This window comes from Collinsella sp. wc0583, from assembly GCF_046116915.1.
Lineage (GTDB): Bacteria > Actinomycetota > Coriobacteriia > Coriobacteriales > Coriobacteriaceae > Collinsella.
Genome location: NZ_JBJXBN010000009.1, coordinates 73,669 through 87,557, shown reverse-complemented (window position 1 = coordinate 87,557; position 13,889 = coordinate 73,669). Strand labels below are relative to the sequence as shown.

Below are 13,889 nucleotides of genomic sequence, written 5' to 3'. Positions count from 1 at the left end.
ATGACCGAGGAGCTCGAGAAACAGGGCGGTGTTGTCGATACTGCCGCTGCGGACGCTGCCGATAAAACGGTCGACCAGGCTGCCGTAGCACCCGAGCTGGACGAGGCCGCCAAGGCTGCAGCCGAGCGCGAGGCTCGCCGCCAAGCGCTCTACGAGGAAAACGAACGCGCCGAGGACGAGCGCGCCCGCGCTGAGGCAGAGCGCATGCGCGATGTGGACGACGAGGACGAGGACGAGAAACCCCGCGACACCTGGGCGACGGTGCGCCGCCTGTGGAGCGAGGATGCCGGTGACCATTGGCGCTTCTATATCGTGTTCGCGAGCATCGTGTTCTATGCCATCTTTAACACCGCTGCGCCGGCATATAGCGCCCGCGTGATCGATGAGCTGTGGGGCCACATTCAGGTGGCGTTTGCCAACGACACCACCTTCAACATCACCTGGGAGAACTGCGGCAGGACCATCTTCATCTACTTTATGATCTGGACGGCCGCTGCCTCGTTCTACGCGCTCCAGAGCTTTTTGATGTCGAGCGTGGCCGAACGCCTCAACCTGCGTCTGCGTAACCGCATCGCTCAAAAGCTCAATCGTCTGCCGCTCGCCTATTTTGACGCGCATCGTCCCGGCGAGGTCGTCAGCCGCGCGACCAATGACTTGGACAAGATGTCCGAGAGCATGCAGCGCGGCTTGCTGCAGCTGCTGGTGTCGATTGGTACGGTAGTGGGCGCTGTGGGCGTGATGTTTGTGTTCAGTGTGCCGCTTACGCTGGTCTTTTTGTTCTTTACGGCGTTGTCGCTGCTGGTGACCAAGGTGGTCTCGCGCCGCACGCATGACGTAACCGGCGAGCGCCAGGAGTGGGTGTCCAAGATTACGAGTGCAGTCGAGGAAGGCTACTCGGGCCGTCTGGTGATTCGCGCGTTTAACCGCGAGCGTCAGAGTTCTGCCGAGGTGCACCAGGCCTCGGGCGAGCTGGCACGCGTGAGTGCCAAGGCCGACTTTATGATTAATGCCGTCGGCCCCGCGGTGCGCTTTATCGGCCGCTTGGCACAGATCGTGATTGCGATTGTGGGCTGCAGCATGCTGGTTGCCGGCCACATGACCGTCGGCGTGTTCCAAGCGTTCTTTCAGTTTATCTACGAGGCATCCGAGCCCATGACGCAGCTGTCGTTTACCTTCAACTCGCTGCAGAGCGCGCTGGCGAGTGCGGAGCGCGTGTTCGACCTGCTCGATGAGCCCGAGATGGAGGCCGATCCGCAGCCGGGCGAGGCCGCCAAGCTACCGGGTCGCGTGGAGGGCCGCGTCGCCTTTGAGCATGTGCGCTTTGGCTACACGCCCGAAAAGCTGCTTATGCGCGACGTGTCGTTCACCGCCGAGCCGGGCCAGAAGATCGCCGTGGTGGGAACCACGGGCGCGGGCAAGACCACGCTCATCAACCTGCTCATGCGCTTCTACGAGATTGACGGCGGGCGTATTACGCTCGACGGCGTGGATACGAGCCGCATGGATCGCGGCGAGCTGCGGCAGCAGTTTGGCATGGTGCTGCAGGACGCCTGGCTGTTCGATGGCACGATTGCCGAAAACATCGCATATGGCTGCCCTGAGGCAACGCGCGAGGAGGTCGTGGCCGCCGCCCGTGCCGCGCAGGTCGATTTCTTTGTGCGCACCATGCCACAGGGCTACGACACGCACGTGGCCAACGATGCCGAAAGCATCAGCCAAGGTCAGCGCCAGCTGCTGACCATCGCGCGCGTACTGCTCAACAACCCGGCGATTCTCATCTTGGACGAGGCGACGTCGAGCGTGGACACGCGTACCGAGCTTGCCATCGGCCGTGCCATGGATGCGCTTATGCGCGGGCGCACGAGCTTTGTGATCGCGCATCGCCTGTCGACAATTGTGGATGCCGACCTGATCTTGGTCATGGATCATGGCAACATTATCGAGCAGGGTACGCATAAGGAGCTGCTGGCTGCCGAGGGTGCCTACGCCGACCTCTATCTGAGCCAGTTCGCATAATTTGATAAAGGGGCAGCCCCTTTGTCATATCACAAATAAGGCGCGCCGGGGATGAATTCCCTGGCGCGCCTTTGCGTTGACGTCAATGTTGTCGGTAGCCATCCGCTTCTAGCGTTCGTCCATGAGCTTCGTGACGAGGGCTTTGAGCTCGGCCACCTCTCGCTCGAGTTCCTTGACGCGGCGGGCATTCTCGGTGATGCCTTGGCGGTTGAGCGCGGACTGCTCGGCGGCGTCATCGGGCATGTACTCGCGATGCTGCTTGGCATCGAAGCTCTCCTCGAACACGCGGCAGCCGTTGCGCTTGATGATGCGGCCTGGCACGCCCACGACGGTGCAGTTGTCGGGCACGTCCTTAACGACAACCGAATTGCCGCCGATCTTGACGTTGTTGCCGATGCGAATGTTGCCGAGCACCTTGGCGCCCGTGCCCACGGTGACGTTGTTGCCCAGGGTGGGGTGGCGCTTGCCGGTTTCGTTGCCGGTGCCGCCGAGCGTAACGCCCTGGTAGAGCACGCAGTTGTCGCCCACGATGGTGGTTTCGCCGATGACGACGCCCATGGCGTGGTCGATAAAGAAATGCTTGCCGATCTGTGCAGCGGGATGAATCTCGACGCCGGTGATGTGGCGGGTGATTTGCGAGAGCACACGGGCGAGCGAGCGATGTCCATGCTCCCACAGCCAGTGCTCGGGCACATGGTTCCACTTGGCGTGCAGGCCGGGGTAGGACAGGAAGATGACCAGACCGTTTTGCGCAGCGGGGTCTTGCGCTTGGACGGTTTTGATGTCCTCGCGAATGGTATTGATAAAGCTCACCGGCCGCCCTCCCTTAGCGCCATGGCAATGCGATTCAATAAAGTATAGCGATTCGCTAGGGATTAGGAAGGACAATCTTGGCGGCATTGCGCGACAGGTGTCAGTTATGCAAACTTGCTGGTAATGAAGTAAGACTTTTGAGGGGTTTGACCCGTGCTCGTGCCGCAACCGTATACTGGTCAACTTGGACGTGCCCGCGCCCACAACTGAGAGGTTTTACTTCATGGGTTTCATCAATTTCATTGCCGAGCTGCTTAAGGATCCGCGCACCGCGATCGCCAGTTGGATTGCCGCCGGCCCGCTTATGGCCTACGGCTGCGTGTTCCTGATCATCTTCATCGAGACGGGCGTGGTATTCTTCCCGTTCCTTCCCGGCGATTCACTGCTGTTCGCCTCGGGTTTCTTTGCCCATAACGGCGGCTTTAACATCGTGGCTCTGTTGGCCGTCGCATGGTCTGCTGCCATCTTGGGCGATCAGTGCAACTTTATGATTGGCCATTTCTTTGGCAAAAAGATTATCGCTTCGGGCAAGGTGAAGGCCATGACGCCCGAGCGCATCAAAAAGTCCGAGGACTTCTTGGACAAGTGGGGTCACCTGGCCATCTTCCTGGGTCGCTTCTTCCCGTTTATCCGCACCTTTGTGCCCTTTATCGCCGGCATGGGCGGCATGCACTGGCGCAACTTCGTTATCTTTAACGTGCTGGGCGGCATTACCTGGTCGACGGTCTTTACGCTGCTGGGCTACTTCTTTGGCGGCATTCCCTTTGTGCAGGAGCACTTTGAGCTGCTGATTATCGGCATCGTCGCCGTGTCGATCATTCCGACCGTGGTCGGCTTGGTTAAGGCTAAGCTGGGCAAAAAGAACGCATAGCTCGAGGCAGCGCACAAACTGTGTCGTTGAGGCCCGCCACTGCTTACGGTGGCGGGCCTCTTTAGCTTCGGTTGAATGAAAATACTTTACTTAGTTAAAGAAAAGCGTTTTATCAGGCGCGTGCGGGGAGTACAATCTCGTGCATGCGAATCGACGTGCCATAGGCTTTGGTGTTGTCCGCGTGTCCCGTCCGGCTCTACGCTCCGGGCGTGCGACGTTGCGACGCGGTCGGCCTCGGTCCTTGCGTGCGAGTTCGCGAGTATGCAACTGTGTATGTAAGGAGCGACACATGACTGTCGAGAAGAAGGATATCGATTGGGGTAGCCTCGGCTTTGGCTACATGAAGACCGATTACAGCTACGAGGCCCATTGGAAGGACGGCGAGTGGGACGAGGGCGGCCTGACCACCGACCACACCCTGCATGTCTCCGAGTGCGGCGGCATCTTCCATTACTGCCAGGAGGTCTTTGAGGGCCTGAAAGCCTACACCGCCGAGGACGGCAGCATCGTCTGCTTCCGTCCCGATATGAACGCCGAGCGTATGTACAACTCTGCCCAGCGCCTCGAGATGCCCCCGTTCCCCAAGGACAAGTTTGTTGAGGCCGTCAAGCAGGTCGTTTCTGCCAACGCCGCCTGGGTTCCGCCCTTCGGCTCCGGTGCGACCCTGTACGTGCGCCCGTTTATGATCGGCTCCGGTGACGTGATTGGCGTGGCTCCCGCTCCTGAGTACACGTTCCGCATTCTCGTGACTCCGGTCGGTCCGTACTTTAAGGGCGGCCTTAAGCCCGTTAAGCTGCGCGTTTCCGAGTACGACCGCGCCGCACCGCATGGCACCGGCAACATCAAGGCCGGCCTGAACTACGCCATGTCCCTCAAGCCCACGATGGAAGCACACCGCGAGGGTTATGCCGAGAACCTGTATCTCGACTCCGAGTCCCGCACCTATGTCGAGGAGACCGGTGGCGCCAACGTCCTGTTCGTGAAGGAGGATGGCACCCTCGTCGTTCCTCAGTCGCACACCGACTCCATCCTGCCCTCCATCACCCGTCGTTCGCTCGTTCAGGTTGCCGAGGATCTGGGTATGACCGTCGATCAGCGTCCCGTCGAGTGGGCCGAGGTCAAGGCCGGTACCTTTGTGGAGTGCGGCCTGTGCGGCACCGCTGCCGTCATCTCCCCGGTGGGCGAGATCGACAACAAGGTCTATGGTGCCGATGAGACCGTGACCTTCCCGGCTGGCTACACCGAGATCGGCCCCGTGATGAAGAAGCTTCGCGAGACCCTGACTGGTATCCAGTCCGGTGCTGTCGAGGATAAGCACAACTGGGTTTACACCGTCGCGTAAGCTGCCTTGTATGTCCGGCCCGAGGGCAACCTGCCTTTCCGGCGCGTCCTCGGACATGAAAGAACCTCCGCTGCGCACTTCGTGCGGCGGAGGTTCTTTCGTCCTGCGGAGTGCGCCGGAAAGGCAGGTTGCCCTCGGGCCTGCGTTACCTCGGTGCTGCCGTTACGGGCAATATAGATCTGAAGTAAAGATGGTGCGCGGCCTATTGGCCGCGCGTTGTGCGTGGGCGCGTTGTGCGTGGATAAGAAAAGGGCCCAAGGTTTGTGCCTTGGGCCCCAAAGGGTTGATGAGCTGGCTTAAGACTCGGCCGTGATTGTTAGAACTTGACGGTCGGTGCCTGGCGGGCGGCCTCGGCGGCCTCGAAGCCCTGGCGCTCCTTAAACTGGAAGATGCCGGCAAAGATAACGGCCGGGAACGTCTGGATGGCGTTGTTGTAGCTGAGCACGCAATCGTTGTAGCTCTGGCGCGCGTAGCTCACCTTGTTCTCGGTGTCCTCGAGCGTGGACTGGAGCTGCGTAAAGTTGGTATTTGCCTTAAGGTCGGGGTAGGCCTCGGCGACGGCAAAGAGCTGGCGCAGCGCACCGGTCAGCACGTTGTCCGCTTCCATCTTGGCCTCGGGGGTGGTGGCGCTCACGGCGGCGTTGCGCGCGTTGACTACGGCGGCGAGCGTGTCCTGCTCGTGCTTGGCGTAGCCCTTGACGGTCTCGACCAGGTTAGGGATCAGGTCGTTGCGGCGCTGCAGCTGCGTGTCGATGTTCTGCCAAGCATTATCGATGCGATTGCGCTTGGTGACCATGTTGTTGTAGATGCCGGCGATGGCGCTGACGATCACAACGACAACGACGATACCGATGATGACGGGAAGCATGATGTCTCCGTTTCGAATGGCAGCGGCGTTTTGCGCCGGCTGCCGTTGGTGTAACGCTACTAGTATACCCGCAACCTTTGGCGATACCGAACTTTCCGGTAAGCGTTATGTTTCCGCCAAGGAGGGGGCGCCAATATGGAACGGGTGGTACAGGTGTAAGATATGCGACAAATTGAGGAAAGCTGTCTACACCTTGAGGGTGGCGATACGGATGGACCTTCGCATCAAGAAAACCTATCGTGCCCTGTTTGATGCCTTTACCGAGCTCTTGGAAGAGCATCGGTTTGAGGATTTGACGGTTGCCATGCTCTGCGACCGGGCCATGATTCGCCGCACGACGTTCTATAAGCATTTTCGCGATAAAAACGATTACTTTGCCTTCTATATCGATGAACTCATGACGGGCCTGCCGCAAAACCGGACCGACGCAGCGGACGCGGAGGCGCTTGAGGACGTACAGGCGCTTCGCCATGAGGTCTTTGACGACGCCATGAATATGATTCTGGCGCATGAGCAGCTCATGGATAACCTTTTGGCGAGCAGTATGTCGGGCATGCTGACCGGCATGATTTGCGACCGCATCGCGCGTTCCGTCCGCGAGCGTGTGATGAGCTCGCTTGCCGAAGATGCCTTGGCGCCCGTTTCGCTCGAGACGACATCGGAGTTTATCGCCGGTGGCATTATTCGGCTGTTCACAAATTGGTGGGAATCGGGTCACGATCTTGAGCGTCGACCCGAGATGGCCGACGTGGTCGATGCGCTGTTCGAGCGAACCATGACGCCGGTGCATCACTAGAAGTGGCGGAGAGAGGGGGATTCGAACCCCCGGAACGCTCTCGCGCTCAACGGTTTTCAAGACCGCCGCATTCAACCGCTCTGCCATCTCTCCGTGAGTCGTAATGATAGCATCGTTTTGAATTTGCAACAGGGAAGGCGAACGATGACGATCACCGAAATCGACGAGAAGTTCATGCGCGAGGCGCTGGCGGAGGCGCGCGACGCCGCTGCGGTGGGCGAGGTGCCCATCGGAGCCGTAGTAGTGCGCGACGGCGAGATTGTCGCGAGGGCGCATAATCGCCGCGAGCTCGACCAAGACCCTTCGGCTCATGCAGAGTTCGCGGCCCTGTGCGCTGCCGCTCGGTCGCTCGGTCGCTGGCGCCTTTCCGATTGCACGGTCTACGTGACGCTCGAACCCTGCTGCATGTGCGCGGGGCTTATGGTCAACGCGCGCGTGGGGCGCTGCGTGTATGGCGCGACCGATGCCAAGGCGGGCGCCTTGGGTTCGCTGTATGACCTGAATGCCGATTCGCGCCTGAATCATCGGTTTAACGTACATGCCGGCGTGCTGGCGGATGAGTGTCGTGAGGTGTTGAGCGACTATTTTAGTGGGCTGCGTGGCGCCGATGGTGCTGTCTGCGGCTGTGGGTCTGATCTTGAGGCGCATACCGCTCATGCCGAGGCGCTCGCGTGTGCCGAAGATATTGCCGTTGGGGCGGTCGATTTTGGTGTCGCGTGTCGCCGGCCCCGCCGTGTGCTGTTGGCGATTGATTCCTTTAAGGGCAGCGTTTCGAGTGCACAGGCGGAGTCGGCGGTTGCCGAAGGTGTGCGCCGCGTGTGGCCCGATGCCCAGGTGGCCGCATTGCCGCTGGCAGATGGTGGCGAGGGAACGCTCGACGCCATCGCCGCGCGCGGTGGCGAGCTCTCAACCTGCGAGGTTGCAGGCCCCTTGGGCGACCGCGTGTTTGCCCGGATGCTGGTGGATGTCGAGCGCGAGTCGGCTGTAATTGAGATGGCCGAGGCGGCGGGTATTGGGTATTCGCCCTGCACGGAATCGTCGGCGTTGGCGGCCACAACCTATGGCGTGGGCGAGCTGATGCTCCGTGCGGTTCGTGCCGGGGTAAAGACGATCTATATTGGTTTGGGCGGCAGTGCCACCAACGATGGCGGCGCCGGCATGCTGCAAGCGTTGGGCGCCCACCTTGTCGATGAGTGTGGCTGCAATATCGCCCCCGGTCTCGCGGGCCTTGAATACGTGGCGAGTATCGATTTGGTACCGGCGCTTCGGGCGCTGAATGGCGCGCGTGTCGTGGTGCTTTCCGATGTCGAGAATCCGCTCGTGGGGCGTCGCGGCGCGCTGACAGTGTTCGGTGGGCAGAAGGGTCTGCCGACGGATGACGCTGAGGCGCTGCGCAAGTACGACAGCTGGATGGTCGGTTACGGCCGCCTGCTCGATGCGGCGATTATCGGGGCGCGGGCTCAGGGACTGTTGCGCGTGCTCGAGGGTGCACGGACATTTGGCTCGGTGCTCGGTGTGCCCGGTGCCGGTGCCGCCGGCGGCCTGGGCGCCGCGCTGCTAGCGCTCGGTGCGGAGCTATGCTCGGGCGTGGAGACGGTGCTTGATCTGATTGGGTTTGACGAGCGCGTGCGCGATGCCGACCTGGTCATAACGGGCGAGGGCAATATGGACGAGCAATCCGCCGCCGGTAAGGCGCCGGTGGGCGTGGCCCGTCGTGCGAAGCGATGTGGCAAGCCGGTGGTCGCCGTCGTGGGCGGTCGTGCTGACAACCTGGATGCGGTGTATGGGCAGGGCGTCGACCTGGTTTTGCCGGTCTGCCGCAAGCCCATGCCCCTCGACCAGGCGCTCGACCCCCAGGAAGCCACAACCAACCTCATCTGCGCCGGCGAAGCGGCCGCTCGATCCTACGACCTCGCCCGTATCTAAGTCTTTCCGGGCAAGTCTCAATAAGTTGCGGTGGAATAGTTCCTGTTTTTGGCCTTGGGTCGTAAAACAGGAACTATTCCACCGCAACTCAAAAGTGGTCTTTTGGCCCTGTCCCAAATTAGCTACCTTGCCCCATCGGGCAGGAGCAGGTAAGATATACCGAGCGCCTAGCGCGTTCGATGGGTTCGGATGACGACATGTTCCGAATCTGGTCAGGTCCGGAAGGAAGCAGCCATAAGGAGCCTCTGTCGGGCATCCGAATCCATCGAACGCACGGGCGCTTTTTGGTGCCGCGACATGGCCCGGCCGGTGACGAGGTATTTGGTGTCTCGCTGGTCCTCGGCTTCGCCTGCGGGATCGCGCGACTACCAAGCGCCCTGCCGGCACTCGCGGGTAGCCGACCAAAACCGCCTGAAGGGTCACATTTATCTGATAATTGAATCCCTGGCGTTATGCCGCTCGCTGGCGTTGCCAAAACATCGGCTGCTACATGCCTTGGGCGCTAGCGAGCGTCGCCCTTACATCTGTAACGAGTTGCTTACGCATCTCCAGTGCTCGCCGTACTATCATGAATCAGATTGAAGAGAGATGATGATAGGGAGCGCCTATACATGATTGAGCTGCTCAGGCGTTTTGGTGGTAAGTTTCGCCGGTATATGGTGATTGGTCCTGCGTGCAAGCTGATCGAAGTGATCTTTGACCTGCTGACGCCGCTGGTGATTGCCCAGATGATCGATAAGGGCATTGGCTCGCACGACGTGAGCGCCGTTATCCACTACGGCATGGTACTTGCCGCTATGGCCGTGATCGGCATCTCGTTTACGCTCGTCTGCCAAAAGATGGCGGCGCTCACCTCGCAGGGCATGGGCACCGACATTCGCGGCGCGCTCTACGAGCACATCAATAAATTGAGCTACGCCGAGCTCGACCGCTTTGGCACGCCGTCGCTTATCACGCGCATCACCAACGACGTCAACCAGGTGCAGCTTGCCGTGGCGCTGGGCGTGCGCATGCTCATTCGCTGGCCCTTCCTGGCGGTGGGTTCTATGTGCGCGGCTCTCGCCATCGACCTTAAGCTCGGCATCATCTTTTTGATTTGCACGCCCGCCATCGGCTTGGTGTTTTGGTTTGTCATGGCGCGCTGCGTTCCATATTACAAGCAGCTGCAGGCAAAGCTCGACCGTATTGCGCTCATTTGCCGCGAGGGGCTTTCGGGCGCCCGCGTGGTTCGCGCCTTTGTGCGCGAAGATCACGAGCGTGAGCGCTTTGCCCAAGCCGCCGATGATCAGGCCCATACCGCCATCGCGGTGGGCAAGCTCTCGTCGGTCCTCAACCCCGTAACGTTTCTTGTGATGAACCTGGGCGTGTGCGCCATCCTGTGGGTGGGCGGCATCCAGGTCAACGTGGGCGAACTCACACAGGGCCAGGTCATGGCGTTTGTGAACTACATGACGCAGACGCTCACCTCTATCGTGTACGTCGCCAACCTGGTCGTGGTCTTTACCAAGGCGAGTGCGAGCGCTTCGCGTATCAACGAGGTGCTCAACTGCGAGCCGAGCATCACCGACGAGGACAACCAGCTGGTCGCGCTGCCCGAGCCGAGCGAACTGGCGGGTGGTGCTGCTCCAGTCCCCGCACTGAGCTTTGACCATGCGAGCTTTTCGTTTGGCGCGGGCGCGGCAAATGCCGTGAGCGATGTGACCCTGAAGCTGCCGCTGGGCAAAACGCTCGGCATTATCGGCGGTACAGGCAGTGGTAAGTCCACGCTTGTCTCGCTTATCCCGCGCCTGTACGATGCGAGCACCGGCAGCGTGTGCGTGATGGGCGCCGACGTGCGCGCTTGGCCACTCGACCAGCTGCGCCATGCGGTCGCGACCGTTCCGCAACGCGCATCGCTGGTGAGCGGCACTATCCGCAGCAACCTGACCTGGCGTGACGAGTCGGCGACCAACGAGGAGCTCTGGGCGGCGCTCGATATGGCGCAGGCCAGCGAGTTCGTGCGCAACAAGCCGCAGGGGCTCGACGCCCCGGTCGAGGCGGGCGGCAAGAACTTTAGCGGTGGCCAGCGCCAGCGCCTGACTATCGCGCGTGCCTTGGTGGGCTCGCCGCGGGTTCTGATCATGGACGACTCCGCCTCGGCGCTCGACTTTAAGACCGACGCGGCGCTTCGCCATGCCATTCGCGAGCGCAGCGCGCGCGGTGCCGCCGAGGGTGGGCTGCCGCTCACGACCGTCATCGTGAGCCAACGTGTCTCGACCGTTCGCGATGCCGACATGATCTGCGTACTCGACCACGGCTCGGTTGCGGGCCTGGGCACGCATGACGAGCTGTACGCGACCTGCCAGCTCTATCGCGAGATTTGCCAGTCGCAGCTGTGCCGCGAGGAGCTCGAGGGCCAGCAGGGGAGCACGACGCCCGCGTCCGCTCCGACCGCCCCCGCATCCGTCTGCGCAAAGGAGGGTTGCTAAATGAATCCGTACACTTCTTCCGGTTCGGTCGCCACGATGACGGCCAATGTGTCCGGCAACGATAACCTCAACGACCTGGGCGACGGTCCGCGCCAGCCCAGCGATCCCGAGCGCTATCCCGCCGGCGCGGTGACCCGCCGCTTGCTGGGCTTAGTTCGCCCGCATCGCGTCTCGTTTACGGCGTCGTTTGTGAGTGCCGCCGTCTCGGTGATTCTGCAGCTCTACACACCCATCCTCATTGGCGAGGGCATCGATCTTATCGTCGCCGCCGGGCAGGTGGATTTCGATGCGCTGCTGCCGCTTGTCACCAAACTCGCGATTGTCGTCGTAGGTGCTGCGGCCTTTCAGTGGCTGCAGGGCTATTGCGTCAACCGTCTGTCCTACGAGACGGTGCGCGACATGCGCGTGGAGGCAAGCGACAAGCTCAGCCGCATGCCGCTCAGCTTTATCGACAGCCATGCCCACGGCGACCTTATGAGCCGTGTGGTCAACGACGTCGACCAGGTGGGCGACGGTCTGCTGCAGGGCTTTACCCAGCTTTTCACCGGCGTTATCACCATCGTTGGCTCGCTCGCGTTTATGCTCTCCATCAACCTGACCATGACACTTGTGGTGGTGCTCGTCACGCCGCTTTCCATTTTTGCAGCCGGTGCTATTGCCAAGCTTTCTAACAAAAGCTTTACGGCACAGCAGCGCATCCAGGGCCAACTCGGCGGTCATATCGAGGAGTATGTGGGTGAGCAAAAGCTCGTGGACGCCTTCGCCTACGGCCCGCACGCTCAACAGTGCTTCGACGCCCTCAACGCCGAGCTCTATACGGCAGGCGAGCGCGCACAGTTTATGGGCTCGCTTTCAAACCCCGGCACGCGCTTTATCAATAACATCATCTATGCCGTGGTCGCTGTGATCGGCTGCGTGGGCGTGATCACGGGCGTGCCGGCGGCGCTTACGGTGGGCGGCGTGCAGATTTTCCTGTCCTATGCCAACCAGTACACCAAGCCGTTCAACGAGGTTACCAACGTCATTACGCAGATCCAGACCGCGTACGCCTCGGCGCGTCGCATGTTCGCGCTGCTCGATGCACGCGAGCAGGAGCCCGATGCATCGGACGCCGTGGAACTTGCCGCCCCGCAGGGTGAGGTGACCTTTGAGCATGTGGACTTTAGCTATGTGCCCGACCGCAAGCTGCTGCAGGATATCTGCATCGAGGCCAAGCCCGGCATGCGCTTTGCCCTGGTCGGTCCCACGGGCTGCGGAAAGACAACGCTCATCAATCTGCTGCTGCGTTTTTACGATATCGATGCCGGCCGCATCATGGTCGATGGTCGGTCTTCGCGTGACTACACGCGCGCGAGCCTACGCCGCGCCTTTGGCATGGTGTTGCAGGATACGTGGCTGTTCGAGGGCACGGTGGCGGACAACATTGCTTACGGTTGCCCAGGCGCCACGCGCGAGCAGGTTATCGAAGCCGCCAAGCGCGCGCACGCGCACAAGTTTATCGTGCAGCTGCCAGGCGGCTACGACACGGTGATTGGCGAGGACGGCGGTACGTTTAGCCAGGGCCAAAAGCAGCTGCTGTGCATTGCGCGCGTTATGCTCACCGACCCGGCTATCTTGCTGCTGGATGAGGCGACCTCGAGCATCGATACGCGCACCGAGCTGCAGGTGCAGGCGGCATTCGACGAGCTCATGGCCGGTCGCACGAGCTTTGTCGTGGCGCACCGCCTGAGCACCATCCGCAACGCCGACTGCATTCTGGTCATGCGCGACGGCGAGATTATCGAGCGCGGCACGCACGACGAGCTGATAGCGGCGAGCGGCTTCTATGCCGAGCTCTACCGCAGCCAGTTTGCCCAGTGAGCAAGTCCGTGGGGCAAATTAATCAATCGACAGACGGTGGTTTACATCTGTCGCGTTAGTACTAAGATATTCATCTAATAAATTGCATTAGTGGCTTTAGTTTTGGGGGATACGAGGCAACGTGACTATGACGTGCTCTTTGGTGGTTAACAGCAAGAGCGGTAATACCAGGATGGTTTCGGGCGCAATCAAGCGTGCCCTGCAGGCTGCAGGCGTCGAGTTTATTCACGCTGCCGCGCTGAGCGACGATGCGGATGCAGATCAGGTTGCGCTCGAGGCGCAGGGTGCCTGCGCTGCCGATACGGTGCTCGTCGGTTTTTGGTGCGACAAGGGCGCATGCACGCCTTCGGTCGCGGCGTTACTCTCCGCCTTGCACGGCAAGCGCGTCTTTCTGTTTGGTACTTGCGGTTTTGGTGCCGATCAGAGCTATTACCAGCAGATTATCGATCGTGTGACCTCCAATTTGGCCGATGATGCCGAGCTGGTGGGCTGGGCGATGTGCCAGGGCAAGATGGGCCCCGCGGTCAAGCAGCGCTACGAGGCCATGCTCGAGCAAGATCCCGACAACGCCCGCGCTAAGTTGCTGCTCGACAACTGGGTTGCCGCAAAGGATCACCCCACCAAGGATGATCTGGATTACATGGCTGCAGCCGCCAAAAAGGCCGTGCTGGGAGAGTAGCTTCGCCGTTCGCGGTCCTTCGTGCAAAGCAATACAAATGTGAAAGCCTCGATATTCTCGAGGCTTTTTTCTTGCCACTTGTGGGCGCAACCGTGGCAAGCGTTTGGGGTGACATTTTCCATCACCCCGATGACGAGGCCGTTCTGGACAACACGCTCGCATGCGTTCGCTGGATGTATTCAGAGTGGGACGGGGTTTCCGGATGGATGGGATTTCCAGAAGGTATGGGCTGAGGGCTACGCGGGGTAGC

Annotated in this window: 10 protein-coding genes, 1 tRNA gene and 1 other RNA gene; 9 read left to right on the top strand and 3 right to left on the bottom strand. The window is 60.9% G+C overall.

The annotated features are described in order from the left end of the window. Positions 1–2,016, top strand: a complete 2,016-nt coding sequence (locus tag ACKUUJ_RS09090) for an ABC transporter ATP-binding protein (RefSeq protein ID WP_409065358.1) — start codon at positions 1–3, stop codon at positions 2,014–2,016. A gap of 108 nt (positions 2,017–2,124) precedes the next feature. Here ACKUUJ_RS09090 and cysE read toward each other — a convergent pair whose 3' ends face one another. Next, positions 2,125–2,829: a serine O-acetyltransferase gene (cysE, locus tag ACKUUJ_RS09085; RefSeq protein ID WP_271740462.1), complete on the bottom strand. Its 705-nt coding sequence runs from the start codon at positions 2,827–2,829 to the stop codon at positions 2,125–2,127. Positions 2,830–3,052: 223 nt separating this feature from the next. On the opposite strand from cysE, the gene ACKUUJ_RS09080 reads away from it, so the two are divergent. Together ACKUUJ_RS09080 and ACKUUJ_RS09075 are read left to right on the top strand one after the other, a co-directional pair. Further along, positions 3,053–3,700 carry a DedA family protein gene (locus ACKUUJ_RS09080; protein WP_118237543.1) on the top strand — a complete coding sequence of 216 codons (648 nt, stop codon included), beginning with the start codon at positions 3,053–3,055 and terminating at the stop codon, positions 3,698–3,700. Between the two features lie 289 nt (positions 3,701–3,989). Next, positions 3,990–5,042: a branched-chain amino acid aminotransferase gene (locus ACKUUJ_RS09075; RefSeq protein ID WP_022093821.1), complete on the top strand. Its 1,053-nt coding sequence runs from the start codon at positions 3,990–3,992 to the stop codon at positions 5,040–5,042. 316 nt (positions 5,043–5,358) lie between these two features. Here the strand turns inward: ACKUUJ_RS09075 and ACKUUJ_RS09070 are convergent, their stop codons facing one another. After that, positions 5,359–5,910, bottom strand: a complete 552-nt coding sequence (locus ACKUUJ_RS09070) for a LemA family protein (RefSeq protein WP_409065357.1) — start codon at positions 5,908–5,910, stop codon at positions 5,359–5,361. A 211-nt stretch (positions 5,911–6,121) separates the two neighbouring features. On the opposite strand from ACKUUJ_RS09070, the gene ACKUUJ_RS09065 reads away from it, so the two are divergent. Then, positions 6,122–6,706, top strand: coding sequence for a TetR/AcrR family transcriptional regulator (locus ACKUUJ_RS09065; protein WP_409065356.1), 585 nt, complete (start codon positions 6,122–6,124; stop codon positions 6,704–6,706). 3 nt (positions 6,707–6,709) lie between these two features. Here the strand turns inward: ACKUUJ_RS09065 and ACKUUJ_RS09060 are convergent. After that, positions 6,710–6,799 (bottom strand) — tRNA-Ser (locus tag ACKUUJ_RS09060). A gap of 51 nt (positions 6,800–6,850) precedes the next feature. Here ACKUUJ_RS09060 and tadA point away from each other — a divergent pair. The 5 genes from tadA to bilS all read left to right on the top strand — a co-directional run bounded on the left by tadA (position 6,851) and on the right by bilS (position 13,639). Continuing rightward, complete coding sequence (gene tadA / locus ACKUUJ_RS09055; RefSeq protein ID WP_409065355.1) at positions 6,851–8,632, top strand: tRNA adenosine(34) deaminase TadA; 1,782 nt, start codon at positions 6,851–6,853, stop codon at positions 8,630–8,632. A gap of 176 nt (positions 8,633–8,808) precedes the next feature. Beyond that, an RNA gene (gene ffs / locus ACKUUJ_RS09050) (signal recognition particle sRNA small type) lies at positions 8,809–8,904 on the top strand. A 339-nt stretch (positions 8,905–9,243) separates the two neighbouring features. Continuing rightward, the gene (locus ACKUUJ_RS09045; protein ID WP_409065354.1) at positions 9,244–11,100 is read left to right on the top strand and encodes an ABC transporter ATP-binding protein; all 1,857 of its coding nucleotides are present in this window, start codon (positions 9,244–9,246) and stop codon (positions 11,098–11,100) included. After that, positions 11,101–12,960, top strand: coding sequence for an ABC transporter ATP-binding protein (locus ACKUUJ_RS09040; protein WP_409065353.1), 1,860 nt, complete (start codon positions 11,101–11,103; stop codon positions 12,958–12,960). Positions 12,961–13,087: 127 nt separating this feature from the next. Then, the gene (gene bilS / locus ACKUUJ_RS09035; protein WP_409065352.1) at positions 13,088–13,639 is read left to right on the top strand and encodes a flavodoxin family protein BilS; all 552 of its coding nucleotides are present in this window, start codon (positions 13,088–13,090) and stop codon (positions 13,637–13,639) included. The last annotated feature ends 250 nt before the right edge of the window (positions 13,640–13,889 follow it).

What these genes read in the sequence shown, in the direction of transcription:
- ACKUUJ_RS09090 (WP_409065358.1), top strand. Translation starts at nt 1, where the DNA reads ATGACCGAGGAGCTCGAGAAACAGGGCGGTGTTGTCGATACTGCCGCT.
- ACKUUJ_RS09065 (WP_409065356.1), top strand. Translation starts at nt 6,122, where the DNA reads ATGGACCTTCGCATCAAGAAAACCTATCGTGCCCTGTTTGATGCCTTT.
- tadA (WP_409065355.1), top strand. Translation starts at nt 6,851, where the DNA reads ATGACGATCACCGAAATCGACGAGAAGTTCATGCGCGAGGCGCTGGCG.
- bilS (WP_409065352.1), top strand. Translation starts at nt 13,088, where the DNA reads ATGACGTGCTCTTTGGTGGTTAACAGCAAGAGCGGTAATACCAGGATG.
- ACKUUJ_RS09080 (WP_118237543.1), top strand. Translation starts at nt 3,053, where the DNA reads ATGGGTTTCATCAATTTCATTGCCGAGCTGCTTAAGGATCCGCGCACC.
- ACKUUJ_RS09040 (WP_409065353.1), top strand. Translation starts at nt 11,101, where the DNA reads ATGAATCCGTACACTTCTTCCGGTTCGGTCGCCACGATGACGGCCAAT.
- ACKUUJ_RS09075 (WP_022093821.1), top strand. Translation starts at nt 3,990, where the DNA reads ATGACTGTCGAGAAGAAGGATATCGATTGGGGTAGCCTCGGCTTTGGC.
- ACKUUJ_RS09070 (WP_409065357.1), bottom strand. Translation starts at nt 5,910, where the DNA reads ATGCTTCCCGTCATCATCGGTATCGTCGTTGTCGTTGTGATCGTCAGC.
- ACKUUJ_RS09045 (WP_409065354.1), top strand. Translation starts at nt 9,244, where the DNA reads ATGATTGAGCTGCTCAGGCGTTTTGGTGGTAAGTTTCGCCGGTATATG.